This is a genomic window from Streptomyces sp. NPDC048461, from assembly GCF_055587105.1.
The window spans coordinates 1-23,202 of sequence record NZ_JBVJGW010000052.1 but is presented as its reverse complement, the minus strand read 5'-3'; the positions used below and the strand labels follow the sequence as shown (position 1 = coordinate 23,202).

Annotated in this window: 27 protein-coding genes and 1 pseudogene; 19 read left to right on the top strand and 9 right to left on the bottom strand. The window is 73.7% G+C overall.

The features are described 5' to 3' along the window. From ACZ6S8_RS38590 to ACZ6S8_RS38570, 5 genes and pseudogenes are all read left to right on the top strand, one after another. A pseudogene (locus ACZ6S8_RS38590) lies at positions 1–324 on the top strand (DEAD/DEAH box helicase); the annotation flags it as partial. A gap of 45 nt (positions 325–369) precedes the next feature. Beyond that, positions 370–774, top strand: coding sequence for a CBS domain-containing protein (locus ACZ6S8_RS38585; RefSeq protein ID WP_469462968.1), 405 nt, complete (start codon positions 370–372; stop codon positions 772–774). 51 nt (positions 775–825) lie between these two features. Beyond that, positions 826–1,140, top strand: coding sequence for an SCO5918 family protein (locus tag ACZ6S8_RS38580; RefSeq protein WP_469462965.1), 315 nt, complete (start codon positions 826–828; stop codon positions 1,138–1,140). Between the two features lie 212 nt (positions 1,141–1,352). Next, on the top strand, positions 1,353–2,297 hold the full coding sequence (gene sigJ, locus ACZ6S8_RS38575) for an RNA polymerase sigma factor SigJ (protein WP_469462964.1): 945 nt from the start codon (positions 1,353–1,355) through the stop codon (positions 2,295–2,297). 113 nt (positions 2,298–2,410) lie between these two features. Continuing rightward, on the top strand, positions 2,411–3,640 hold the full coding sequence (locus ACZ6S8_RS38570) for an NAD(P)/FAD-dependent oxidoreductase (protein WP_469462962.1): 1,230 nt from the start codon (positions 2,411–2,413) through the stop codon (positions 3,638–3,640). A 27-nt stretch (positions 3,641–3,667) separates the two neighbouring features. Here ACZ6S8_RS38570 and ACZ6S8_RS38565 read toward each other — a convergent pair whose 3' ends face one another. Next, a complete protein-coding gene (locus tag ACZ6S8_RS38565; protein ID WP_469462959.1) occupies positions 3,668–4,072 on the bottom strand; it encodes a hypothetical protein in 405 nt (134 codons plus the stop codon). Between the two features lie 216 nt (positions 4,073–4,288). On the opposite strand from ACZ6S8_RS38565, the gene sigJ (ACZ6S8_RS38560) reads away from it, so the two are divergent. Next, positions 4,289–5,245, top strand: coding sequence for an RNA polymerase sigma factor SigJ (gene sigJ / locus ACZ6S8_RS38560; RefSeq protein ID WP_469462957.1), 957 nt, complete (start codon positions 4,289–4,291; stop codon positions 5,243–5,245). 68 nt (positions 5,246–5,313) lie between these two features. Here the strand turns inward: sigJ (ACZ6S8_RS38560) and ACZ6S8_RS38555 are convergent, their stop codons facing one another. Further along, positions 5,314–5,625 carry an ArsR/SmtB family transcription factor gene (locus ACZ6S8_RS38555; protein WP_469462955.1) on the bottom strand — a complete coding sequence of 104 codons (312 nt, stop codon included), beginning with the start codon at positions 5,623–5,625 and terminating at the stop codon, positions 5,314–5,316. 152 nt (positions 5,626–5,777) lie between these two features. Here ACZ6S8_RS38555 and ACZ6S8_RS38550 point away from each other — a divergent pair, with 152 nt between their 5' ends. After that, entirely contained in the window at positions 5,778–6,350 is a 573-nt protein-coding gene (locus tag ACZ6S8_RS38550; RefSeq protein ID WP_469462953.1) for a helix-turn-helix domain-containing protein, read from the top strand. A gap of 137 nt (positions 6,351–6,487) precedes the next feature. Beyond that, positions 6,488–7,432 (top strand): class I SAM-dependent methyltransferase, encoded by a 945-nt coding sequence (locus ACZ6S8_RS38545; protein WP_469462951.1) that lies wholly within the window; start codon positions 6,488–6,490, stop codon positions 7,430–7,432. A 41-nt stretch (positions 7,433–7,473) separates the two neighbouring features. Here the strand turns inward: ACZ6S8_RS38545 and metC are convergent, their stop codons facing one another. The 7 genes from metC to ACZ6S8_RS38510 form a co-directional block, all read right to left on the bottom strand. Beyond that, positions 7,474–8,760 (bottom strand): cystathionine beta-lyase, encoded by a 1,287-nt coding sequence (metC, locus tag ACZ6S8_RS38540; protein ID WP_469462949.1) that lies wholly within the window; start codon positions 8,758–8,760, stop codon positions 7,474–7,476. Continuing rightward, entirely contained in the window at positions 8,757–10,088 is a 1,332-nt protein-coding gene (locus tag ACZ6S8_RS38535) for an MFS transporter (RefSeq protein ID WP_469462947.1), read from the bottom strand. Before ACZ6S8_RS38535 ends, metC begins: the two co-directional genes overlap by 4 nt. After that, positions 10,085–11,011 carry a sulfurtransferase gene (locus ACZ6S8_RS38530; RefSeq protein WP_469462946.1) on the bottom strand — a complete coding sequence of 309 codons (927 nt, stop codon included), beginning with the start codon at positions 11,009–11,011 and terminating at the stop codon, positions 10,085–10,087. The genes ACZ6S8_RS38535 and ACZ6S8_RS38530 overlap by 4 nt, the downstream gene beginning before the upstream one ends. Continuing rightward, the gene (locus ACZ6S8_RS38525) at positions 11,008–12,276 is read right to left on the bottom strand and encodes an ATP-grasp domain-containing protein (protein ID WP_469462944.1); all 1,269 of its coding nucleotides are present in this window, start codon (positions 12,274–12,276) and stop codon (positions 11,008–11,010) included. Before ACZ6S8_RS38525 ends, ACZ6S8_RS38530 begins: the two co-directional genes overlap by 4 nt. Positions 12,277–12,298: 22 nt before the next feature. Further along, the gene (locus ACZ6S8_RS38520; protein WP_469462943.1) at positions 12,299–13,570 is read right to left on the bottom strand and encodes a radical SAM protein; all 1,272 of its coding nucleotides are present in this window, start codon (positions 13,568–13,570) and stop codon (positions 12,299–12,301) included. Between the two features lie 155 nt (positions 13,571–13,725). After that, a complete protein-coding gene (locus ACZ6S8_RS38515; RefSeq protein ID WP_469462941.1) occupies positions 13,726–14,949 on the bottom strand; it encodes an ATP-grasp domain-containing protein in 1,224 nt (407 codons plus the stop codon). A 422-nt stretch (positions 14,950–15,371) separates the two neighbouring features. Further along, positions 15,372–16,322 carry an alpha/beta fold hydrolase gene (locus ACZ6S8_RS38510; RefSeq protein ID WP_469462939.1) on the bottom strand — a complete coding sequence of 317 codons (951 nt, stop codon included), beginning with the start codon at positions 16,320–16,322 and terminating at the stop codon, positions 15,372–15,374. Positions 16,323–16,453: 131 nt separating this feature from the next. Between ACZ6S8_RS38510 and ACZ6S8_RS38505 the strand changes: the two genes are divergently transcribed. From ACZ6S8_RS38505 to ACZ6S8_RS38455, 11 genes are all read left to right on the top strand, one after another. After that, the gene (locus tag ACZ6S8_RS38505; RefSeq protein WP_469462937.1) at positions 16,454–17,089 is read left to right on the top strand and encodes a TetR/AcrR family transcriptional regulator; all 636 of its coding nucleotides are present in this window, start codon (positions 16,454–16,456) and stop codon (positions 17,087–17,089) included. A 55-nt stretch (positions 17,090–17,144) separates the two neighbouring features. Beyond that, complete coding sequence (locus tag ACZ6S8_RS38500) at positions 17,145–17,555, top strand: VOC family protein (RefSeq protein ID WP_469462936.1); 411 nt, start codon at positions 17,145–17,147, stop codon at positions 17,553–17,555. A 59-nt stretch (positions 17,556–17,614) separates the two neighbouring features. Further along, positions 17,615–18,100 carry a helix-turn-helix transcriptional regulator gene (locus ACZ6S8_RS38495; protein WP_469462935.1) on the top strand — a complete coding sequence of 162 codons (486 nt, stop codon included), beginning with the start codon at positions 17,615–17,617 and terminating at the stop codon, positions 18,098–18,100. Then, the gene (locus ACZ6S8_RS38490) at positions 18,097–18,234 is read left to right on the top strand and encodes a hypothetical protein (protein WP_469462932.1); all 138 of its coding nucleotides are present in this window, start codon (positions 18,097–18,099) and stop codon (positions 18,232–18,234) included. Before ACZ6S8_RS38495 ends, ACZ6S8_RS38490 begins: the two co-directional genes overlap by 4 nt. Before the next feature lie 94 nt (positions 18,235–18,328). Further along, entirely contained in the window at positions 18,329–19,729 is a 1,401-nt protein-coding gene (locus tag ACZ6S8_RS38485; protein WP_469462931.1) for a serine hydrolase domain-containing protein, read from the top strand. 88 nt (positions 19,730–19,817) lie between these two features. Next, positions 19,818–20,522, top strand: a complete 705-nt coding sequence (locus ACZ6S8_RS38480) for a sensor domain-containing protein (protein ID WP_469462930.1) — start codon at positions 19,818–19,820, stop codon at positions 20,520–20,522. A gap of 205 nt (positions 20,523–20,727) precedes the next feature. Beyond that, complete coding sequence (locus ACZ6S8_RS38475; RefSeq protein WP_469462928.1) at positions 20,728–21,354, top strand: DUF5994 family protein; 627 nt, start codon at positions 20,728–20,730, stop codon at positions 21,352–21,354. A 4-nt stretch (positions 21,355–21,358) separates the two neighbouring features. Then, positions 21,359–21,535, top strand: coding sequence for a hypothetical protein (locus tag ACZ6S8_RS38470; RefSeq protein ID WP_469462927.1), 177 nt, complete (start codon positions 21,359–21,361; stop codon positions 21,533–21,535). Further along, entirely contained in the window at positions 21,532–21,804 is a 273-nt protein-coding gene (locus tag ACZ6S8_RS38465) for a hypothetical protein (protein WP_469462925.1), read from the top strand. Before ACZ6S8_RS38470 ends, ACZ6S8_RS38465 begins: the two co-directional genes overlap by 4 nt. Positions 21,805–22,027: 223 nt before the next feature. Beyond that, positions 22,028–22,291, top strand: coding sequence for a MerR family transcriptional regulator (locus tag ACZ6S8_RS38460; protein WP_386532056.1), 264 nt, complete (start codon positions 22,028–22,030; stop codon positions 22,289–22,291). A 318-nt stretch (positions 22,292–22,609) separates the two neighbouring features. Beyond that, the gene (locus ACZ6S8_RS38455) at positions 22,610–22,813 is read left to right on the top strand and encodes a cold-shock protein (protein ID WP_164265153.1); all 204 of its coding nucleotides are present in this window, start codon (positions 22,610–22,612) and stop codon (positions 22,811–22,813) included. The last annotated feature ends 389 nt before the right edge of the window (positions 22,814–23,202 follow it).

The following is a 23,202-nucleotide window of genomic DNA, read 5'->3' as shown; positions in this document are numbered from 1 at the left end:
GACTACCTCCACCGCGGCGGACGCACCGCCCGCGCCGGCGAGTCCGGCAGCGTCGTCACCCTGGTCACCCCCAACCAGCGCCGCGACATGACCCGGCTGATGACGGCCGCGGGCATCACCCCGCAGTCCACCCAGGTCCGTTCCGGTGAAGAGGCCCTGACCCGGATCACCGGCGCACGGACCCCGTCCGGCATCCCGGTCACCATCACCGCACCCGTATCCGACCGGCCCAAGCGCAGCGCGGCCTCCCGCGGCCGGCGCAGGCCCGTTTCGGGTGCCCGGCGCGTGAGCGCGCGACAGTCCGCCTTCGACGCGGCGGCCTGAGCACCAGTGATCCGGAAACTGACCCATCTCTGCAGGAGGCACGTGTTGACGCTGGTCCAGATGCAGTCCCGTTCGGCGAACGCCGCCGTTGCACCCCCGACGGTGGACGACGCGATGGAAGCGGCCGGCCCGCAGGTGTGCGACGACATGACGGTCGAGGTGGCCATGGCCGTCATGGCCAGTGCCCGCGCGGACCATCTGCTCGTCTGCGACGAAGACGGCTTGTGCACCGGACTGGTCACCCGGTCCCGGCTCGCCGCCGTCCGCGACAGCGCCGCGTACACGGACCGGCTCCGGCTGCGTGCCGTACTCGGCGACCGCGGGCCGTTCGCCTCGCCCCTGACCACGACGGCCGAGGCCGACCACGCGATGCACTACCGCAGGCTCGACGCCCTGCCCGTCGTCGACGAGCAGGGAAGCGCGCTGGGCGTTCTCGCCCTTGCCCGCTGAACCGCCTCACCGCGGCACGACCGTCCCTCCCTTCGCTCCCTGTGAGGCAACATGCGCTGTGTCATCGCCCGCTTCCCGTTCGACCTGACGAAGAGCGGCGTCCTGGAGTCCATGAAGGGCGTCAAGCCCGAGCAGGTCGTCGGCGAGTCCGTGATCATCGGCCGCCGCCACTACCCCGTCAAGCAGGTCGGCCAGGTCGTCACCCGCCAGGACCGCCGTGACTTCAGCGCCGGCGAGGTCCTCCGCGACATGACCCAACTCGGCTTCACCTGCCGCAGCCTGCCCCGGGCCGCCGCCGTGCCCGCACGTGTCCTCAGCCCGCTCCAGCGGGCGTCCGTGATGCTCGGCGCGCCGACGGCCGTCTGACATACGGGGCCGGCGCGGACCGCCACCCGAACAGCGACGAGGGCCCGACCGGTACGCGCCGGTCGGGCCCTTCCGCGTCCACGCGGTCCTCGGCCGCGAAGCGACTGGCGATGGGGCAGGCTGCCGAAGCGTGGCACCGAGTACGCACGGAGCAGTTCGCCCGCCCGGCACCACCCGGGGCGCCGCTCCGTGCGACGGCCTAGGATCCGGGCATGGCCCTGATCGCGAGTGACGTGGACCGTTTCGAGGCGGCCCGGCCCCGGCTGGAGGCCATGGCCTACCGGCTGCTCGGCTCGTCGGCCGAGGCCGAGGACGCCGTACAGGAGACGTTCCTGCGCTGGCAGGCGGCCGACGTCGGGCGGATCGCCGTGCCCGAGGCCTGGTTGACGAAAGTCCTCACCAACTGGTGCTTGAACCTGCTCACTTCGGCACGCGCCCGGCGCGAGACGTACGTGGGGCGCTGGCTGCCCGAGCCGCTGCTCGCCGGGGACCCGATGCTCGGCCCGGCCGACAGCGCCGAGCAGCGCGACTCCGTGTCGTACGCCGTCCTCGTCCTGCTGGAGCGCCTGTCGCCGGGTGAGCGGGCGGTGTACGTGCTGCGCGAGGCCTTCGGCCACCCGCACCGGGAGATCGCCGAGATCCTGGACATCACCGAAGCCGCCGCGCAGCAGATCTACCACCGGGCCAAGAAGCACATCGCGGACGGCAGGGCGCGCACCGAGATCGACGAGGCGGCCGCCCGGAGGGTCGTCGAGGAGTTCCTGGCCGCGGCGGCCAGCGGCCGGACCGAACCGCTCGTACGCCTGCTCACCCAGGACGCCGTCGCGATCGGCGACGGCGGCGGCAAGGTCCCGGCCCGCGCGAAGGCGTTCGAGGGCGGGCTCGCGGTCGCCACGTTCCTGCGCGGCATGTTCAAGCCCAGCGCGGCCAAGCGGGCCCACGTCGGCGGCGCCGCCGAGATCTACGCCGCGACCGCGAACGGCGGGCCCGCCCTCGTGGCGGTCGTGGACGGCAGGGTCGTCGGGATCATCTGCCTGGAGGTCACCGCGGAGGGCATCACCGCGGTCCGCAGCCAGGTCAACCCCGACAAGCTCGTCCGCGCGACCGGGCTGTGGGCCGCCGCGGACCACCGGGAAGGGCCGCTGCACACCCTCTGAGGGAGTGTGGCGCAGGTCACGTTCCGATCCTGTCAGGGAACGGGGGGCTGTCCGGTTCAAGGGGCGACAGCACGCCGGACACCGGCGGCCCCCGCCCAGACAGGAGCACGGACATGCAGCACCGCATCGTCGTCCTCGGAGCCGGCTACACCGGAGCCACCGCCGCCGGCCGCCTGGCCAAGCGGCTGCACCGCGAGGACGTCGCCCTCACCCTCGTCACCCCCGAGCCCGACTTCGTCGAGCGCGTCCGGCTGCACCAGCTCGCGGCGGGCCAGGACCTCGCGCCCCGGCCGTTCGACGGGATGTTCGCGGGCACGGGCGTGGAGCTGAAGCTCGCACGGGTCACCGCCGTGGACGTGGACCGCAAGACGGTGACGCTCGCCGCCGCCGACGGCCCCGGGCCGCGGGAGGCGCAGGAGCCGCGGGAGCCGGAGGAGCTGGAGTACGACACGCTGGTGTACGCCCTCGGCAGCGGCTGGAACGACGGGGGCGTCCCCGGCACCGCCGAACACGCCGACGAGCTCTCCAGCCGTGCGGGCGCCCTCCGCCTCCGCGGCCGCCTGGCCGCCCTGGACGCCGGCCGGCCCGTGGTCGTGGTCGGCGGCGGCCTGACCGGCCTGGAGGCCGTGACCGAGATCGCCGAGGCCCGCCCGGACCTCGACGTCGCCCTGGCCGTCCGCGGAACCCTCGGCGACTGGCTCTCGCCGAAGGGCCGCGCCCACCTGCGGAAGACGGTGGACGGGCTCGGCATCACCGTGCACGAGAACACCGAGGTCAGCGCGGTGGCGGCGGACGGCGTGACGACCGCCGACGGCCGGACCCTGCCCGCCGGCATCACCGTGTGGACCACCGGGTTCGCCGTCCACCCGATCGCCCGGGCCACCGCCCTGGAGGTCGGCGACGACGGCCGGATCGTGGTCGACCCCACGATGCGTTCGGTGTCGCACCCGGACGTGTACGCCGTGGGCGACGCGGCGACGGCGACCGGCCCGGGCGGCCGGCCGCTGCGCATGTCCTGCGCCTCGGGCGTCCCCATGGCCTGGCAGGCGGCCGATGCCATCGCCGCCCGGCTCACCGGCACCAAGGTCCCCGACGCCTCGATCCGCTACTTCCAGCAGTGCGTCTCCCTCGGCCGCGCGGAGGGCCTGATCCAGTTCGTCACCGCCGAGGACCGGGCGGTCGACCGCGCCCTGACGGGCCGCGTGGCCGCCGTCTACAAGGAGCTGATCTGCAAGGGCGCCGCCTGGGGCGTCGCCCACCCGACGATGGGCCTGCCGACCCGGCGCCGGCGCGTCGTACGGCCGCAGGACACAGGCCGTACCCGGGCGGGGGCGACGGCCTGACCCACGACGGCCCGAGCCACGACGCGGCTACCCCCTGGGGCCGACCCGCTCCCGTCGGCGGGCGGACAGGACCCGGCCCAGGTCCAGCACGCTCAGGCCGAACATCAGGATGCCCAGGGGGACATGGAGCGAGGCCACGTGCGCGATGCCCAGCACCACCTGCACCGAGGCGAGGGCGAGGAACCCGGAGGCGTACAGGACGGGGCGGGGCGAGCCGCCGCCCGGGCGCCATGCCAGGATCGCGGCGAGCACGTACAGCATCGACGCGCCGTACATCACGCGCGAGCCGGCGTCGTGGAGGGCGGCGCCGTACGACGAGGACAGCAGCAGTCCGGCCGTCCCCGCCTGGAAGAAGAGGGCCGCGGTCTGCAGGGCTATCGCGACCTGCGGGAACGTGATCCGGCCCGGTACTGCCGTCGTCTGCGTGGCCATGGCGCGGCCCCCCTCTTCTGCCTCGCGGCGGTGGATCGTCGGTCGTCGGATCGTCGGTGTCTCGCCGGTCCGACGACGCGGACCCGCGAAATGTGAGGCGAGGGGCGGAACTCACCATCCGGTGCGCTGTTTCGTCGGAGTACCGGAGGACGAACCCGAACCCGAAACCGAAGCCGAAGACGAAGCGGACGAGCGGAACCAGGAGCGGTCGCGACCATGAGCACCCCACCCGAGGCAGGACCGGGCCGGCCCGAGCCGGACCTGAGCGTGATCGTCGACGAGCGGCGCCAGCTGATCAATCTCGCCTACCGGCTGCTCGGTTCGCTGGCCGAGGCCGAGGACGCCGTGCAGGAGACCTATACCCGCTGGTACGCGATGTCGCCGCAGCGGCGGGCGGCCGTCGCGTCGCCCGGCGCCTGGCTGACGACGGTGGCGGGCCGCATCTGCCTGGACGTGCTCGGCTCGGCGCGCGTCCGGCGCGAGCGCTACGTCGGGGCGTGGATACCCGAGCCGGTTCCCGACCGTACGGAGTGGATCGGCGGACGGACGGGCGGGGGCGGCGCCGAACCGGGCGACCCCGCCGACCGGATCACCCTGGACGAGTCGGTGAACATGGCCTTCCTCGTCGTACTGGAGGCGATGACGCCGGCGGAACGCGTGGCGTTCGTCCTGCACGACGTCTTCCGCTACCCGTTCGCGGAGGTCGCCGCGATCGTCGGCCGGACCCCCGCCGCCTGCAGGCAGCTCGCCACCTCGGCCCGCCGGCGCGTCCACGCCGCACGGCCCCCGTCGGCGGCGACGGCCGGACAGGCGGGCCTGGTACGGGAGTTCAAGGAGGCGTGGGAGGCCAAGGACATCGCGGCCCTCGTCGGCCTCCTCGATCCCGCCGCCACGATGACCGCCGACGGCGGCGGGCTGGTCGGCACCGTCCTGCGCCCGGTCGAGGGCAGCGGGCGCATCGCCCAGTACCTGATCCACATCGCCGACAAGGCGCCCGGACTGACCCTCCTGGAACGCACGGTCAACGGCCGGCCCGGCCTGGTCGCCCAGCACGGCGGCGTCACCGTGACCGTGGCGGCGTTCGGTCTCGCCGACGGCCGCATCACCCGGATCTGGGCCGTGCGCAACCCGGAGAAGCTCCGCCAGTGGACCGGGACGCCCGGACGGGCCTGACCTCCACCGGCGTCCACGGCCGTGAGCGGCTCGGGGAGTCCGTCGCGGCGGCGACCGCGCGGCGGTCGTCAGCAGGGCCGCTTGCGGCCGGTCTCCGTGGTGGCGCGGGCGGTGGCGGCCAGGTCGGTGAACCGGCCCGCGAGGGATTCCAGGACCTCCGGCCGCAGCCGGTAGTAGGTGAAGCGCCCGCACGGCGCGGTGTCCACGACGCCGGCCTCGCGCAGGACGCGCAGGTGGTTGGAGAGGTTGGTCTGCTTCGCGCCGGTCTCCTCGACCAGGTGCGTGGTGCACAGGGTCTCGCGGGCGAGCAGGGTCACGATCTCCAGCCGGAGCGGGTCCGCGAGCACCTTAATCAGGTCAGCATGAGCTGATGTCAGCATATGCTGATACTTCCACACGAGCGCGCCCCGTGCCACCATGTCCGCCAGGTCCACCGGGCCCACCGGGCCCACCGCGTGGGGGATCGCCCGGGCTGCCGCAGACGCAGCCCGCGGCCGTCGAGCCGCCCGCCCTGCGGTGAGGTCATACGCTGATGCCCGTGACGCAAGAAGACGGCGGGCTGGACGTACTGGTGCGCCAGCGGATCCGGGCCCTGCGCGTGGCGCAGGGCTGGTCCCTGGCGGAACTGGCCTCCCGCGCCCACATCAGCCAGTCCACGCTCAGCCGCATCGAGAACGGCGGCCGCCGCCTGGCCCTGGACCAGCTCGTGACCCTCGCCCGGGCCCTGGACACCTCCCTGGACCAGCTCGTGGAGACCGCCGCCGACGACATCGTCACCAACCCGGTGATCGACGCCGCCCACGGGGGCATGCGCTGGCCCATGAAGGCCGAGCCCGGCATGACCGTCGTACGCCGGCGCATGACCGACCCGCCCCCCGACAGCCCCGCCCGGATGCGGGCGCATCCGGGCCGCGAGTGGCTCGTCGTGCTGTCCGGCACCGCGGTCCTGCTGCTGGGGAACCGCCGCCTGCGCGTGGAGACGAACCAGGCGGTGGAGTTCCCGACGATGCTGCCGCACGCCATCGGCGCGGAGGGCGGGCCCTGCGAGATCCTGGGCGTCTTCGACCGCGACGCCCGCCGCGGCCACCAGAGCGACGACGCCTGACGCCGGCGCGGCGCCACGGCGGAGGACGGCGGAGGGAGGGGCGGCGCCTTGCGCGTTCGGCAGCGGGAGCGACCGTCGTCTTGCGTAGTCCGGGATGCATGGTGCCGAAACGGCACGGCCGTCCTAGCGTGGACGTCATGACCCACGCCTCTTCCCCCGCGCCGCACGGCCACGCGCCCCACGCCCACGCGCCGCACGGCCACACGCCCCGCGACCACGCGCACGCCGCCCCCCGGACCGCCCCCGGCTCCGACGACCAGGCCGAGATCCTCGACCTCGACGCGGAAGTGCTCGCCGGGCACACCGCCGGCATCACCGCACGGCTGCCCGTCCGGACCGCCCCCCGCCACATCGTGGACCTGGGGTGCGGAACCGGCACCGGCACCTTCGCCCTGCTCGCCCGCTTCCCCGACGCCGAAGTGACCGCCGTCGACGCGTCCGTCCCCCATCTGCACCGGCTGCGGGAGCGGGCCCGGGAGCTCGGCCTGAGCGACCGGGTGCACACCGTACGGGCCGACCTCGACACGGACTGGCCCGACCTCGCCCGCCCCGACCTCGCCGGCCCCGGCTCCGGCCGTCCCGAGCTGGTGTGGGCGTCGGCCTCGCTGCACCACATGGCGGATCCCGACCGCACCCTGCGCGCGGTCCGCGCACTGCTCGCGCCCGGCGGCCTGTTCGCCGTCGTCGAGCTGGCCGGCTTCCCCCGCTTCCTGCCCGCCGACGCCCCCGAGGACCGGCCCGGCCTGGAGGAACGCTGCCACGCCGCGCTCACGCACCACCACGCCGCGCACCTGCCGCACCGCGGAGCCGACTGGGGACCGCGGCTGGCCGCGGCCGGATTCACCGTCGAGGACGAGCGCACCCTCACCGTGCACGTCGACGGCTCCCGGAACGAGGCGGTCGGCCGCTACGCCCTCAGCGGTCTGGAGCGCCTGCGCGCCACCGCCGCGGCCGCCCTGGCCGCCGAGGACCTGGCCTCCCTCGACCGGCTCCTCGACACCGGCGGCCCCGGCAGCCTCCTGCGCCGCGAGGACCTCGCGGTCCGCACCGAACGCACCGTCTGGTGCGCCCGCCGCCCCTGAGCACGTCCTGACCGGCGGGTTCGGGCTCGGGCCCCGGCCCGCTAGCGCGGTGCCAGCAGGGCTTCGAAGCCCGCCGCCAGGTCCTGCTTGAGGTCGTCCAGGCCCTCGAAGCCGACGTGCACCCGGATCAGCGGACCGCGGCCCGCCCAGGTGCCCGGCAGACGGTGGGAGACCGGGTCGGCCGGCACGACCAGGCTCTCGTACCCGCCGTAGCTGTGGCCCAGGCCGAACACCCGCAGCCGGTCGAGCAGCGCGTCCACGTCGGGCTTGCCGAAGCGCGGCTCCAGCTCCACCCCGAACAGGCCCGCCGCGCCGGTGAAGTCGCGGCGCCACAGGTCGTGGCCGGGGTCCTCCGGCAGCCCCGGGTGCAGGACGGCCGCCACGCCCTCCTGCTTGGCGGTCCAGCGGGCCAGCTCCAGCCCCTGGTCCTGGTGCCAGCCCATCCGTACGCCGAGGGTGCGCAGCCCGCGCAGGCCCAGGTACACGTCGTCGGCGCTCGCGCACTGGCCGAGCCGGATCGCCGCGCCGCGGACGACCGGATAGCTCTCCTCCGTGCAGACGATCGCGCCGAGGATGCTGTCCGCGTGGCCCGTCAGGTACTTCGTCGCCGAGTGCACCACCGCGTCGACGCCCGCGCCCAGCGCCATCGGGCGGCAGAAGGCGGGCGTGGCCCATGTGTTGTCCGCGACGGTGGCCACCCCGCGGGCCCGGCAGACGGCCGTGAGCGCCGGTACGTCCTGCACCTCGAAGGTGGTGGAGCCCGGGGACTCCAGGTACAGCAGCCGGGTCGCGGGGCGCATCAGCCCCTCGATCGCGGCGCCGCCCGCGGACGGGTCGTAGTACTCGGTCTCCACGCCCAGCACCGCGAGCGAGTCGCAGAACTTCCGGGTCGGCAGGTAGACCGAGTCGCTGACGAGGATGTGGTCGCCGGAACGGACGTACGCGAGGATCGCCGTGGTGATCGCCGCGAGACCGGAGCACGTCGCGACCGCCGCGTGGCCGCCCTCCAGCTCGGTCAGCGCCTCCTCGAAGGCCCGGCCGGTGGGCGTGCCGAAGCGGCCGTAGACCTGGGGGCCGCGCTTGAGCGGGTCCGCCTGGGAGGCGTCCATCTCGGCGGTGTCCTGGTAGAGGACGGTGGAGGCGCGGTGCACGGGCGGGTTGACGTACCCGCCCTGTCGGCGCGGATCGGAGGCGGCGTGCACGAACCGCGTCTCCCGCGAGGGGGCGGACGCGTGCACCGCCTCCCGCGCGGGGGCGGGGTCGACGGCCGTCTCCCGCGCGGGGGTGGGGTCCACGGCCGGCTCCCGCGCCGGGGTGGGCTCGTTCACCGGGCCACCGCCGGTTCGGCCGGTGCCGGGTCGGGCAGCGGCGGTCCGGGAACGACCGGCCGGCGACGGCCGCCGCCCAGCAGCAGGGCGAGCAGGGCCGCGCCCGCGCACTGCGCGGCCACCACCAGCCAGAACGCGCCCAGGTTGCCGGCGGCCTCGTAGTGGGCGAAGACGAACCCGCCGACGACGCCCGCCAGGAGCCCGCCGATGCCCGCGGTCAGCCGCTGCACGCCGAAGGCGAAGGCCGGATCGTCCGGCACCCGGTCGACGAGTTCCAGGTCGCAGCGCAGGAAGAGGAAGACCTCGCCGAGGGTGAAGAGGGCCGTGCCGACGAGCAGGGCCGGGGTGCCGCCGAAGGCCATCGCCGCCGTGCCGAGACCCATCAGGACGAACGAACCGACCACCAGCACCCGGTAGTCGGCGCGCGCGATGCGGTCGGCGAGCACCGGCTGGAGCAGCACCACCATGGCGCAGTTGAGCAGCATCACCCAGCCCAGGACCTGGATGTGGGAGATGCCGACCGCGTACAGGCCCATGAAGCTCTGGAAGAAGAAGTAGAGGTAGAAGGCGAGAGCCGTGAAGAGGACCGGGCGCAGCGCGCCGCGCAGCGCCGCCCGCTTCCCGGCCCGCGTCCCGGCGCCGGCCGCAGCCGTACCCGGGACCGCGGCCGTACCCGGGACCGCGGCCGTGCCGGGTACCGCGGCCGCAGCCGCCGGCCGGCGCGCGAGCGGCTTCAGCGCGGCCTGGTGGGCCGCGGTGATCAGCGCGAAGAGGCAGGCGAGGCCGATGAGCAGCACGACCGGATCGGCGTCGATCAGCAGCGCGGCGAGCAGCGGCCCCAGCCCCATGCCCGCGTTCAGGGCGGCGCTGCTCACCCCGAGGAAGAGCGGGCGCAGGTCGTCGGAGACGCTGGTGACGATGTACGCCTTGTTCGCCGGGAGGTACAGCGCCGGACCGGCCGCGACGAGCACGACGGCCGGGTAGGCGACCCAGGGCACCCGCACGGCCACCCCGAGCAGCACGAGCCCGGCCGTGCGCAGGACGAGCGCGCCCACCATGGTCCGCTTGAGCCCGAGCCGGTTCACGACCGCGCCGCCGAGGATGCTGCCGCCGAACTGGATGAAGGTGGCCACGGCCACCAGGGCCCCGGCAACGCGGATGTCCATGCCGACGGCCTCGACCATGAGCACCCCGATGAACGGGGTGACCATGTAGCTGCCGAGGGCGACGACGAAGGACAGGCCGATCAGGGCCTTGAGGCCGGCGGGCAGGCCGGTGAAGATCCGCCACTTCGCGGTGAGCCCGGCACCGCGCCGTCCCGCGGTCACGGCGATCCGCCCCCGCCCGCCGGCCCGCCGCCCGGCAGCTCGGGTGCGCCGACGGCCGCGCCGGTGACCACCGGACGGTCCGAGGGCAGGCCCCACTCGCTCCACGAGCCGTCGTACACGGCGAGGTGGCGGTAGCCGGCCAGCGTCGCCCCGAGCGCCAGCACACAGGCGGTGACCCCGGAGCCGCAGCTGAAGTACAGCCGCTCGCGCTCCCCGGCCGCCGCCTCGAACGCCGTACGCAGCTCGGACGCCGGCCGCATCAGGCCGCCGTCCCGCTGGAGCTCCCCGAACGGGAGGCTGGCGGCGCCCGGCATGTGGCCGCCGCGCAGGCCCTCGCGCGGCTCGGGCGCGGTACCCGCGTACCGCCCGGCGGTCCGTGCGTCGAGGACGGCGGCGGCCGGGTCGGCGAGGGCGGCCGCGACGGTGTCGGCGTCCACGACCAGGCCCGGCCGGGGCCGGGCGGTGAAGGTGCCGCGCGGACCGTCGTACGCCGCGGGCACCGCCTCGACCGGGTGGCCGGCGGCGGTCCAGGCGGGCAGGCCGCCGTCGAGGACGGCGACCCGGTCGAAGCCCGTGGCGCGCAGCATCCACCAGGCGCGGGCGCTGGAGTAGACGCCCTGCGCGTCGTAGACGACGACCGTGTCGGTGTCGTGCAGGCCGAGCGCGCGCACCGCCTCGGTGAACGCCTCCGCGCCGGGCATGGTGTGCGGCGCCGCCGCGGTGTGGTCCGACAGCTCGCCGTCCAGGTCGAAGGGCCGCGCGCCGGGGATCCGCGCGGCGGCGCCCCGGTGGGCGCCGACGGAGGCGTCGAAGACGACCACGCCCTCCCCGAGCCGGGCGGCGAGCCACTCGGTCCCGACGAGCGGGCCGGTGAACGGGCCGGCCGGCCCGGCGGCGGTGTCGTGGGGTGTCGTCGCGCTCATGCGGTACCTCCGGAGGAATCGGCGGGCCGCCACCGGGTGTTGTCGGAGAACCAGCCCGCCACGCGTTCGAGATTGGCTGCCACATCCTCCTCCGTGTCCCCGTCGACCACGTAGCCGGCCAGGAACAGCCCGGACTTCACCCCGCCGTGGAACTCCTGGCCGGGCGCCCCGGTCAGCGTCACCTCCCGTACGCAGTCGGGCAGTTCGCCACCGGAGCCGTCGCCGGCACCGGCGTCCGCCCCGGCGCCCGGGCCGCTCCCGTCCGCCGGCAGCTGCTCCAGCACCCCGTTCCGCGGCGGGATGCACAGCGCCCCGGCCGGCCGGTACGCGGGGGCGCCGAGGGTGGACGGCAGGCCGCACTCCGCGTACAGCCACTCCTTGTCCAGGTCGATCCCGAACGCGTGCCGGACCATCGCGCTGATCATGCCGCCGCCGGTGCGGCTGGCGATCTCGCAGAACACCAGCCGGTCGTCGGGCGTGATCCAGAACTCGGCGTGGAAGGCGGTCTGCGGCGGCGTCGGCAGCTCGGCGAGCACGGCCCGCGCCGCCTTGACCAGCCGGTCGTACGAGGGGTCCTGCGGGGTGAGCGGCAGGTTCGCCACCCAGTCGTCGTCCCGGAAGGACAGGCAGTCGTTGAGGTAGCGGAAGGGGTGGACGAAGACGACTTCGCCGCCCGCCACCAGCCCGTCCACGTGGTACATCTGGCCGGGCACGAACGCCTCGATCTCGCTGGTGCCCCGCCACGGGCTGGCCAGGTAGGCGTCCAGGTCCGCCTCGTCGCGGATGATCGCCGCGCCCAGCGAGCCCGACTCCGACACCGGCTTGACCACGACCGGATAGCCGTGTTCGGCGACGAAGGCCAGGGCCGTGTACGCCGAGTCGAGCCGCCGGTAGGCGGGCACCTCGACGGGGCCGCCCGCGAGGTGGTCCTTCATGACCACCTTGTCGCGGAAGGCGACCGCGCTCGCGGTGTCCTGCCCCGGCAGGCCGAGCAGCTCGCGCAGCTGGGCGGCGCGTACGACGTCGGCCTCGGCGCGGGCGAAGACCGCCTCGACCGCGAACTCGCGGGCCAGGCGCAGCGCGGTCTTCTCGACGAGCTGGTTCGTGTCGTACGCGGGAAAGGCGTGCACGTGCGGGAGGTGGGAGTAGCCCGCCGCGTACTCGGCCGCGGTCACGATGACCGGGACGATCCCCGAACCGGCCAGCCACTGGTCGTACGGGGTCTTGGCGTAGGGCGTCTTGGCGAAGACGAGGACGTGGCGCATCGCGGCGGGCTTCCTCTCGGGGTCAGGACTGGGAGTCGACGAGGAGCGGCAGGCGGCGCCGCTCGGGGACGCGGGAGATCAGGCCGAGCTCCTCGGACAGCTCGGTGGCGAAGCAGCCGTCCTTGTAGGTGCCGGCGAGCCGCTTGGCGGTGAACGCCTCGATCTTGTCGTGGTCGAACTCCACGTCGTACGTGTGGCGCTCGCCCGTCCCGCCCGATCCGTCGGGCTCGCCCACGGTGACCGTGCGGACCAGGATGCCCAGGTGCGGTTCGAAGGTGTTGACGCAGCCGACGACGTCGCCGATCTTCTCGCGGCGGCCCTCGGGACCGTCGGAGAGGACCTCCTCCTGCGCCGGGATGGCGGCGAACAGCTGGCGGCCGGCCCGGCACCAGCCGACGTGGGCCGGGAAGCCCATGGCCTTGATGCCGAAGGTGCCGAAGTCCTCGCTGACACCGAGCTGGAAGCCGAGCGGGACCGACTCGTGGATCCACTTGAAGTCGCGGTACGCCTGCTCGATCTCCTCGCGGGACAGGCGCAGTTCGGGGTGGCGGCCGCCGTGGTCGGTGAAGTTGTTGAACCGGACGGTGGCCACGCCCAGCTTGTTGAAGTAGTGGGCGTAGCGCTCCAGGGAGGTGCGGCCGTGGTTGTGGCGGCCGACGGTGACGCCGATGTTGACGCGGAAGGCGTTCTCGGGGTCGACGCCCTCGTTGTACGTGGCGATGCGGCGCAGCACCTCCTCGGTGTCCGCGCCGGAGAAGACGCCCTTGATGGGGTACGTCTTGTGGTCGGTGACCTCGAGGTTCTCGTCGATCACGCCGTGGTAGGTGATCGAGATGGTGCCGTAGCCGTTCTCCGAGGCCAGGTCGAGCAGCTCGGTCCAGTTGTCGGCGAGCAGCGGGCGGCCGCTGGTCCAGGCGTCGCCCTTCTCCATCGTCTCGGTCGGCTTGTGGTCGGACTCCTGGCGGAACTCGCGGTTGTTGGCCGGTCCGTAGATCCGCATGAACTCGCCGTCGTAGGCGAAGCTGTCCACGTAGCGGGGGTAGACGTGGTAGCCGTGCGACTGGAGGCCCTCCAGGATCCGGGGACCCTCCTCCATGGCGAAGGACTTGTCGTAGACCTTCTCGTAGTTGACGAACCAACAGTGGGTGCACTTCTGGCCGCAGGTGTTCTTCCCGACCTTGGTGTCGAGGTCGAGGTAGATGTGGATCTCCTCGGGCTTGATGTCCTTGAAGGGCATCGAGAACGGGGCATCGCCGTGGAAATCGTAGGAAATAGGGTCGTTCTGAACAGACATGTGTCCCCCGTGCGGTGAGTGTGGTCGTCGAAGAGAACGCGTTCGGTACGTGCGGTGCGGTGCGTGCGGAGCGGTGCGTGCGGAGCGGTACGTGCGGAGCGGTACGTGCGGTGCGGGTGCCCTGAGGCGGAGCGGGCCGGTGCGGCCCGGGGCCGTCAGAGGGCCGGACCGGGGGCGGTGGTGACCACCGGACGGGCGATCAGTTCCGCGACGGCCGCCGCGCAGGCGTCGGTGCCGGCCGCCGTGAGGACGGCCATGCCGAGCCGGTCGGACGAGGAGCGCAGCGGGCGGACCGTGTCGCCGGGGAGGACGGACAGGTCCCAGGCGTGGACGTGCCCGTGGGCGAGGTCCGGCGGCGGCGCGACGGCCGTGACCCGTCCCGGCGGGGCGGTGAGGAAGACGGTGGCGGCCGCGGCCGCGGCGACCGGGCCCCGGCCGACGCCCGCGCCGACCGCCCAGCCGAGGGCGGCGCGCCGCCACTCGACGCCGGTGGTGAGGCGGACCAGGTCGGCGATGCCGTCGCCGCCGAGCCGGGTGTGGGTCTCGATCACGACGATCTTGTCCCCGTCGACCATGACCTCGGTGTGGCTGGGCCCGTCGGTGAGGCCGATGGCGTCGAGCAGCTCGCCCACCGCCCGGGCCACGAGCTCCTGCCGGCGCGGTTCCAGGGAGGGTGGCGGCATCATGTGGCTGACCTCGACGAACCCGTCCGTGGTGCCCTTCTCGGCGATGCCGAGGACGGTGTGCCGGCCCCCGGCGGAGAGCGCCTCGACGCTGAACTCGCGCCCCTCGGCGAACTGTTCGAGCAGGGTCGCCGCCGTCCGGCGGTCCGCGGGGAGGGCGTCCGCGCCCTCCACGAGGGCGATGGCGGTGCTGCCGACGCCGTCGACGGGCTTGGCCACCGCCCGGCCGTAGGCGGCGAACAGGCGCGCCACCGCCTCCGGGTCGTCGCCCGCCGCGAAGGCCGGGTTCAGGTGCGGGGCCCGTCGCTCCAGGATGCGCCGCATCTCCAGCTTGTCGCGGGTGGCCCGTACGACGGCCGGATCGACCCCGGCGACGCCGAGCCGGCGGGCGGCCAGCGCGGCCGGCTCCAGGCCGAGTTCGGTCAGGGAGACGACGGCGGCCGGCGCCAGGGGCCGCAGCACCTCGTCGGTGAACGCGCGGAAGGCGGCCGGGTCCAGGAAGTCGGTGGTGAGGACGCGGTCCTCGGGACCGAGGGCCGGCGCGCCGGGCAGCTGTACGTGGACCACCTCGGCGGGCAGGGTCGCCGCCTCCCAGGCGACGGTCGGATTGGCTCCGACGACCACGAGGATCGTCGCGCTCTCCGCACCCCGCGGGCGTTCTCCCCGCGGTCCGTCGACCGCCCCCACTGCGCCCACGTTCCCTCCCCGTCCCCCTCGCCGACCACTCGTTCGAGCGGCGCGGCGAGCAAAACATCGCAAGGGCCCTCGGCGACTGTCAATAGCTTTACAAACGGCCGGACTTCTGCCCCGAAACCGGCCCTGACCTGCATCGAACCCATGATCTCCAGGCGGGCTCAAGGGATCCACCGGCCGGGAGACCACCCGCGCCCGAGCGGTACGAAGGCAAGCCTTGCCGCGTCGTTCCGGCCAATCTGCCGGGGGCCGCGACACACTCCGTTCACAAAACCGCAGACCGGCCTACCCGTCAGTAGCGGGGTTTCGGCCAAAGTGGCGGCCGGGAAGCCCGTACGGCGAAATCCGACTGGTCGTGGTCTGTCCCGCGCGCCGCCCCCGGGCCCGAAGCGCCCGGGATGCCCCCTTCGGCCCCCGGCCCGGCGTCACGCGCCGACGGCGCCGCCGGCTGCGGCCGGGTCGAGGGAGTCGATGTCCTCCATGAAGCTCAGCATCCGCGCGTTGACGAGGTCGGGGTGGTCGATCTGCGGGCCGTGGCCGGTGGCCTCCATGATCTCCGCGCGGGCTTCGGGGATGATCCGCGGTACGCGCTCCAGCTGCCGCTTCGGGTGCACGAGCAGGCTGCGCTTGCCCATGATCAAGTAGAACGGCGTCCGGATGGAGCCCAGTTCCGCGTCGGACAGCGGCAGCGGGGCGGGCCGCCGGATCCGGAAGGCGCGGACGCTCGCCTGGATCATCGCGCGGAGCTCCGGAACCACGAGCACCGGCTGTTCCAGCCAGGCGGCGAGGCGCGGGCGCAGCGACTTGGGCGCGTAGGTCGCGAACAGGCTGGCGAAGATCCACACGAAGAAGCGCAGGCCGACCTTCTCCAGGCCGCCGGGGTCGAGGGCCGTGACCGAGGCCAGCCGGCCGGGGCGGCGGTGCACCTGGTTGATGACGAGCCAGCCGCCGTAGGAGGAGCCGACGAGGTGGACCCGGTCGAGGCCGAGGGCGTCGAGGGTCTCGTCGAGCCACTGGGCGGCGCGCTCGGGCTGCCACATCGGTTCGCGCTGCACGCTGCGCCCGGGGTCGCCGGGGGTGTCGATGGCGTAGACGGGCCGGTCGGCGCTGAGCGCGCGGGTGTTGGGGTACCACTGGGCGGAGCAGCCGCCGGATCCGTGGATCAGGACGACCGGCGTACGGGACTCGGCGGCGGGGTCCGCGGGGCCGTACCGGTAGACGTGCGTGGTGCCGAAGCCGGTCTCGACGTCCGTCTCGGAGCGGAGGGGCGCGCCCATCGCGTAGAGCGCGTCGCAGGCGGCGAAGTAGCGGTCGCGCAGGGTGTCGTTGACGTAGCGGCCGATGTCACGGCGCGCTCGGGTCGTGTGCTCGGTCACGGGCCACCTCCGGGAGGAATCGGTTTTCGTGATACGAACGTACCACGATGTTGATACGGCGGTACCATGAAAACGTCCGCACCCGACCGGGCGCCGACCCCACGACCCCACCCACGGCCGGAGACCCACGGATGCCCAAGCGCGTGGACCACGAGGAACGGCGCACCCAGATCGCCGAAGCGCTCATCCGCGTCGCCGGACGGCGCGGACTGCACGCCGTCGGCATGCGCGACGTCGCGGCGGAGGCCGGAGTGTCCCTGCGCCTGGTGCAGTACTACTTCCAGAGCAAGGAGAAGCTGCTCTTCCACGGGCTCCGGCACCTGACCGACCGCTTCACCGCGCGGGTGGGCGCCCGCCTCGCCGCCGCCGGTCCCGACCCGGGCCCGCGCGCGACGATCGAGGCGCTCCTGCTGGCCTCCCTGCCGACCGACGAGGAGAGCCGCACCTTCCACCTGCTCTACAGCTCGTACGCGATCCTGTCCGTCACCGACGAGGCGCTCGCCGCCCAGCCCTTCATCGACAACCCGGACGCCGCCGAGAACGCCCTGACCGGCCTGCTCGAAAGCGCCCAGGCCGCGGGCCTGGCCGACCCCGGCGCCGACGCGCGGACCGAGGCGATCAGCCTGCTCGCCATGGCCGCGACCATGGGCACCAGCATCCTCGTCGGCCAGCGGGGACCGGAGTCGGCCGTCGCCGTCCTGCACCACCACCTGGACCGCATCTTCACCCCCGGGCCGGACGCCCCGGGTCCGCCCGGGACCGCCTGAGACCGGTCAGGAATCGAGAAGCACCCCCCGCCCGGGCGGGACTAGCGTGACGGCCATGGACCTCACCATTCACGCGACCTTCCTCCCGCACGACGACCCGGACGCCTCCGTCGCGTTCTACCGCGACGCCCTCGGCTTCGAAGTCCGCAGCGACGTCGGCCAGGGCACGATGCGATGGATCACCGTCGGCCCCGCCGGGCAGCCCGGCACGTCCATCCTCCTCGCGCCGCCGGCCGCCGACCCCGGGATCACCGACGACGAGCGCCGGACCATCACCGAGATGATGGCCAAGGGCACCTACGGCTGGATCCTGCTGGCCACCCCGGACCTCGACGCGACCTTCGAGAAGGTCCAGGCCGCCGACGCCGAGGTCGTCCAGGAGCCGACCGAGCAGCCGTACGGCATCCGCGACTGCGCGTTCCGCGACCCCGCGGGCAACCTGATCCGCATCCAGGAGATCCGCTGAACCCTCCGGCCGTCGCCGCACCCCCACGGAGGAGCTCCCCCATGTGCCATCCTGCGTGGATGAGCGCACTGACCGCGGCGCAGCGCCTGAGCGACCTCGCCCGGCTGCGCCGCGTACGCGACCGGATCGACCGGGAGTACGCGCAGCCGCTGGACGTCGAGGCGCTGGCCCGCGGCGCGAACATGTCGGCCGGACACCTCAGCCGGCAGTTCCGCCAGGCCTACGGCGAGTCCCCGTACTCGTACCTCATGACGCGGCGCATCGAGCGCGCGATGGCGCTGCTGCGCCGCGGCGACCTGAGCGTCACCGAGGTCTGCTTCGAGGTCGGCTGCTCGTCCCTGGGCACCTTCAGCACCCGCTTCACCGAACTCGTCGGCATGCCGCCCAGCGTCTACCGGCGCCAGGCGGCGGACGGGGTGGAGGGCATCCCCTCGTGCGTGGCCAAGCAGGTGACCCGACCGGTCAGGAACCGGGAGGCACCGGCGACGGACGCGCCCCCGCCCGGACCGGCCCCCACCCCCGTTCCGAAGGGAAGCCCCCGATGACGGACAAGAAGGCGCCCGCCGCCGAGCGCACCGGCGTGCTCGACGGCGAAGGCGGTGGGCCGGGGCGGGGCCTGAGCGGATCGGGCCGCGACGCCCACCCCACCGGACCACCCTCGCAGGAACGAACGATGTGAAATAGGGTGGTTTGATCCGTTGTGGTAGCTCCGGCCCGCCGCTTCGCATCCGGCCGCGGCGCCGGCCGCCGAGCACGAGGGCTGTGATGCGGGCATGAGAGATCCCCGATCCGACGACGCTCCCGCCCCGGAGCCCGAGCCCCTCCGCACGGCCGCCCGCACCCGGACCTCCCGCGCCGCCCGGCGCGCGGCCCTGCCGGCATCGTGCGCGGCGCTGCTGCTGACGGTCTGCGTCCTGCCGCCCGGGGCCGCCGCCGCGGCGTTCCCCGACCCGGCCGCGGCAGCGGCAGCGGCGACGGCCCCGGCGGACACCTCCGCACCCGCCCCCACCCCGTCGGCGCTCAGGCCCATCGACCCGGCCGCGTTCCAGTCCGTGGTCGAGCAGGCGGCGGAGCAGCTCATGGTGCCCGGCGCGGTGGTGCTGCTCCGTACGCCGCAGGGAACCTTCCGGGCGATCACCGGCACCACCGAGCGCGGCACGTCCCAACGGCCCACCACCGCCGACCACTTCCGGATCGCCTCCAACACCAAGACCATGACGGCGGCGCTCGTCGCCCTCCTCGCCCAGGACGGCAGGCTCGAACTGGACGACCCGGTCTCCGCCTACGTCGACGGAGTGCCGAACGGCGACCGCATCACCCTCGCCCAGCTGCTGAAGATGCGCAGCGGGCTCTACAACTACACCAACGACCCCGAGCTCTCGCAGGCGTTGGACGCCGACCCCGGAAAGGCCCTGACGCCGCGCCGGATGCTGGACATCGCGTTCCGGCACCCGCCGAACTTCGCGCCCGGCGCCTCCTACGAGTACAGCAACACCAACTTCGTGCTGCTGGGCCTGGTCGCCGAGAAGGCGGGCGGCAGTTCCCTGGCCCGCCAGTTCCAGGACCGGCTGTTCGCCCCGCTCGGGCTCGAGGGGTCCTCGCTGCCCGCCCCCGACGAGACGGCCCTGCCCGCTCCGTACTCCCACGGCTACATGTACGGCGGCACGGCCTACGCCCTGGTGGACCAGCCCTACCCCGCCTCGCTGCAGGCCGAGGCCCGGTCGGGGAAGCTCGCACCCGTGGACTACACCCGCCAGAACCCCTCGTACGCCTTCGGAGCCGGCAACGCCGTCTCCACCGCCGACGACCTGGCCGCGTGGATCCGGGCCCTGGTGACGGGCGGGGTCCTGGACGCACGGTCCCAGAAGCAGTGGCTCGACAGCCCGCAGGCCGAGGACCCGGCCGCGCCCGACGGACAGCAGTACGGGTACGGCATCGCCTACCAGCGCTTCGCCCCCGACGCCGCGATGTACTACCACGGCGGTGAACTCCCCGGCTTCAACTCGTTCATCGGCCACGACCCGGACAACGACGTGACCCTCGTGATCTGGACGAACCTGACCCTGTCGCCCGACGGACGCACCACGGCCCAGGCGCTGCTGCCCACCGTCCTCAACCAGATCTACGCCGGTCTCTCCCTCCCCACCGGCCCCGCCCCCTCGCCCACCCCGTAGAGGGGTACTAGCACCCCTGAGATCCCCCGCTCCCTTCGCCATGCTGGAACCACGCCGAACCGGCGCCCGACATGGAGCGAGGCAGCAGATGAGCGCACGCACGAGTGGGATCGAAAAGCCCGGCCGCAACCCCGGCGGACCGCTGACCACGGTGCTGCGGGGCGTGGCCCTCACGGGACTGGCGCTGTACGAGGCCCTGCTGCTGGTGTGGCTGTCCCTGGTCGTCTGCCTCAGCTGCGTCGGGGTCGGAATCCCGCTCCTGCCGGGCGCGTTGAACGCCGTCCGCCGGGAGGCCCGCACCCAGCGCGCCCTCGCCGGACGGTGGTCCGGGGTCCGCGTCGAGCCCGCGTACGCCGCCGACCGCGCCGGCGACGCGGGCCCCGCCTGGCGGCGGGCCCGCCGGACCCTCGGCGACGGCTCGACCCGGCGGGACCTGCTCTGGACCCTGACCAACCCGCTGGTCGGCCCGCTGCTGGCGTTCCTCCCCGCGGCGGCCGTGCTGGGCGGGCTGTGGGGCCTGAGCCTGCCGTTCCTGTGGGACGGCCTGCCCGAGTCCTGGAACAGCATCTGGTTCACGTTCGTCCCCGTCGACAGTCAGGCCACCGCCCTCCTCGCCGCGGCCCTCGGCCTCGTGGAGATCGCGGCTGGAATCGTCCTGCTGCCCCGCCTGACGATGCCGCTGCACGGCCGCTGGGTACGGCTGGTGCTGGGCTCCACCCACGCCGGGCCGAACCACCGCGCCGACCGCATCGCCCCCTCCCCCGCCGCCGCCGAACCGGCCGCGGCGCACTGAGCCCGGATTCCGGCGCCCGGCGACCCGTACCGCCCCGCCCGCACCTCGCGGGCGAAACGGCTGGTCAGCGCCGGGCCCCGGGCGCAGGGCCCGGAGTACAGTGAGGACACCGGGAGTCCTTCGCACGCCCGCTCCCACGCGGACGTCGTTTCCGGCGATCACTGCACCGGACCGTTCCCGAACGGTCCGGGGACGGGTCCGCGCCATGACGACCTTCCTCGACAGGGCAGCCCAGGACGACCCGGCAACCCGGCCCGTACGGGTCCCCACCGGCCCGGCACGGCTGTCGCTCACCCCTCAGACCTCGCTCGCCGGACGGCTGGACGGCGCCTGGTGGCCCTCCTCCCGCGACCTCGTGGCCGAACTCCCCGCGCTGGCCGCCGCGCTGGCGGGGCCCTGGGGGCGCATCACCCGCATCTCCGTGAACCCCACCCGCTGGCCGGTCATCCCGCACAAGGTGGCGGCCGACGGGCACTGCCTGCACGTGGGCTGGTTCACCGAACAGGACCCCGACAAGCTGATCCTGCTCTCCGGCACCACCGGCCGCTGGGACCTCCTCGTCGTACCGCCCGAGACCCCGCCCGCCGCCGCGGCCCGCCTGATGGCCGCCGCCGCGGTCCCCGGCAGCGTCCTGACCGCCGGTGCCCTGATGGCGGCCGAAGCCGTCATCGGCCGCGGGCGCGACCTGCGCAAGCGGGCGACGGAGGACTGGGAGACCGAGGGAGGGGCCTGCATGTCCCCCGTGGGCAGCCCGATGTCCCCCCTGCCTCCCGTGGGCAGCCCGCTCACCGGCCGCCGGTCCCTGCCCGTACCCCGGGACACCTGGAGGTGACGGCGTGGACATGCTCGCCCTCCTCGCGGTGATCGTCGTCGTGGCCTTCGCCGGCCGGCGGCTCATCCGCCTGCTCGACGCCCGGCCCGACGCGCGGATCGAGGCGTACCGCCTGGGCACCTCCCTGCCGGAAGCGCCCGGCCGGCCCCCGCACCCTCCGGAAGGGACCACCCCCTCGTGAAGGACCCCGAAACCCGCGGCCGGGCCCTCCCGTCGCCCGGACACGCCGAGGTACGCATCGTCGCGCGCTCCCCCGAAGCGGCGCGCGCGGTCGCGGAGGCCCTCCGCCACTGCTTCGCCGGGACGGAGCAGCGCAGCTATCCCGCACCGCACGGCGGCACCCGGCTGCACCTCACCGTGGACACCGAGTCGGTGGCCGGCCCCGTCCGTTCCTGGCTCAGCACCAGCAGGACACCGGCGGGTCCGGGCTCCCACACGGACGAGGTCTGAGCCCGGCGGATTTCCGGGCGTCGGGCCCGGAGCGGGAAATTCGGGGCCGCCCGGTGGAGAAAAACAATGCAGTCGGGCAAGAACTCCGTGCCCGCCTCCGGGAGAAAAGCTGTCATGGTCGGAGTAGACATGCCTGCGCATCGGCGTTAGCGTCTCTCGTGTGACCTCTGAGAAGTCCCCGATCGCCGACAGCCTCGACGACGACGACTACCCCGCCTACACGATGGGCCGGGCGGCGGAGATGCTCGGCACCACCCCCGCCTTCCTCCGCTCCATCGGCGAGGCCCGCCTCATCACCCCGCTGCGCTCGTCCGGCGGCCACCGCCGGTACTCCCGCTACCAGTTGCGCATCGCGGCCCGGGCCAGGGAACTGGTCGACGGCGGCACGCCCGTGGACGCGGCCTGCCGGATCATCGTGCTGGAGGACCAGCTGGAGGAGGCCCTCCGGCTGAACGAGCAGGTGCACCGCCGCCCCGGGGTTTCCTGAGCCAGGCGCCGCCGTTTATATGACTTTGAGCCACGGATATCTGTTCTTGCAGATGCAGAATTTCGCAGGAGCCCCCGGAATATTCCCCGACCCGACAGGCCGGGGAGGCCCACATTTCCCTGCCTGCCCGACCCCCCTGTGCTACTGTGATCTCAGTTGCAGTTGTGGTTCCCAAAAACTTACAAGTGCTCTCACCGGGATTTTTCCGGCGGGCGCACTTTTTCTTTAGCCGGCGTTATTTCCGGTCGGGGCAATCATCGCGGCGACTCCGGCATTCGCACAGTGCGATTCCGGGCACTGCCCCAAAGGAGAATTCATATGGCATCTGGCACCGTGAAGTGGTTCAACGCGGAAAAGGGCTTCGGCTTCATCGAGCAGGAGGGTGGCGGCGCTGACGTCTTCGCCCACTACTCGAACATCGCCGCGCAGGGCTTCCGTGAGCTTCAGGAAGGCCAGAAGGTTACCTTCGACGTCACGCAGGGCCAGAAGGGCCCGCAGGCCGAGAACATCGTTCCCGCCTGACGCTGACGCGTACACGCAGCTGGGGCCCGCACCTTGGGGTGCGGGCCCCAGCTCGTTGCATTTCCCCTCCCCGTGCCCCGTCGGTTCCGACCGGCCCGCACGGGCGGCGGGTGACGGCGCGCCCCAGGCAGCCGGCCCGCCTCTTCGTCCGGCCGTGCGGCAGCGTTCACCGCGCGCCGCCCCGGCCCCCCTGCCCCGCACACCGTCCGCCGGTCACCCGGCATCGCGGTGCGCAGCGCGGCACGCACACCACGCAGACCGGCCCGCTCTCCGCGGCACGGCCCTGCCCCGCTTTTCATTCGGCTCGTTCTCGCGAATCTCCCTTCGGGATTCCTCGATACGTGCCGCATCGAGGAAGGTTCTGCATGAACCGCACCATTCGCACGAAT

Bases quoted from the DNA above. Each gene is read 5' to 3' on its own strand.
- ACZ6S8_RS38580 (WP_469462965.1), top strand. From the start codon at position 826: ATGCGCTGTGTCATCGCCCGCTTCCCGTTCGACCTGACGAAGAGCGGC.
- sigJ (WP_469462964.1), top strand. From the start codon at position 1,353: ATGGCCCTGATCGCGAGTGACGTGGACCGTTTCGAGGCGGCCCGGCCC.
- ACZ6S8_RS38570 (WP_469462962.1), top strand. From the start codon at position 2,411: ATGCAGCACCGCATCGTCGTCCTCGGAGCCGGCTACACCGGAGCCACC.
- ACZ6S8_RS38565 (WP_469462959.1), bottom strand. From the start codon at position 4,072: ATGGCCACGCAGACGACGGCAGTACCGGGCCGGATCACGTTCCCGCAG.
- sigJ (WP_469462957.1), top strand. From the start codon at position 4,289: ATGAGCACCCCACCCGAGGCAGGACCGGGCCGGCCCGAGCCGGACCTG.
- ACZ6S8_RS38555 (WP_469462955.1), bottom strand. From the start codon at position 5,625: ATGCTGACATCAGCTCATGCTGACCTGATTAAGGTGCTCGCGGACCCG.
- ACZ6S8_RS38550 (WP_469462953.1), top strand. From the start codon at position 5,778: ATGCCCGTGACGCAAGAAGACGGCGGGCTGGACGTACTGGTGCGCCAG.
- ACZ6S8_RS38545 (WP_469462951.1), top strand. From the start codon at position 6,488: ATGACCCACGCCTCTTCCCCCGCGCCGCACGGCCACGCGCCCCACGCC.
- ACZ6S8_RS38530 (WP_469462946.1), bottom strand. From the start codon at position 11,011: ATGAGCGCGACGACACCCCACGACACCGCCGCCGGGCCGGCCGGCCCG.
- ACZ6S8_RS38525 (WP_469462944.1), bottom strand. From the start codon at position 12,276: ATGCGCCACGTCCTCGTCTTCGCCAAGACGCCCTACGCCAAGACCCCG.
- ACZ6S8_RS38520 (WP_469462943.1), bottom strand. From the start codon at position 13,570: ATGTCTGTTCAGAACGACCCTATTTCCTACGATTTCCACGGCGATGCC.
- ACZ6S8_RS38505 (WP_469462937.1), top strand. From the start codon at position 16,454: ATGCCCAAGCGCGTGGACCACGAGGAACGGCGCACCCAGATCGCCGAA.
- ACZ6S8_RS38500 (WP_469462936.1), top strand. From the start codon at position 17,145: ATGGACCTCACCATTCACGCGACCTTCCTCCCGCACGACGACCCGGAC.
- ACZ6S8_RS38495 (WP_469462935.1), top strand. From the start codon at position 17,615: ATGAGCGCACTGACCGCGGCGCAGCGCCTGAGCGACCTCGCCCGGCTG.
- ACZ6S8_RS38490 (WP_469462932.1), top strand. From the start codon at position 18,097: ATGACGGACAAGAAGGCGCCCGCCGCCGAGCGCACCGGCGTGCTCGAC.
- ACZ6S8_RS38485 (WP_469462931.1), top strand. From the start codon at position 18,329: ATGAGAGATCCCCGATCCGACGACGCTCCCGCCCCGGAGCCCGAGCCC.
- ACZ6S8_RS38480 (WP_469462930.1), top strand. From the start codon at position 19,818: ATGAGCGCACGCACGAGTGGGATCGAAAAGCCCGGCCGCAACCCCGGC.
- ACZ6S8_RS38475 (WP_469462928.1), top strand. From the start codon at position 20,728: ATGACGACCTTCCTCGACAGGGCAGCCCAGGACGACCCGGCAACCCGG.
- ACZ6S8_RS38460 (WP_386532056.1), top strand. From the start codon at position 22,028: ATGGGCCGGGCGGCGGAGATGCTCGGCACCACCCCCGCCTTCCTCCGC.
- ACZ6S8_RS38455 (WP_164265153.1), top strand. From the start codon at position 22,610: ATGGCATCTGGCACCGTGAAGTGGTTCAACGCGGAAAAGGGCTTCGGC.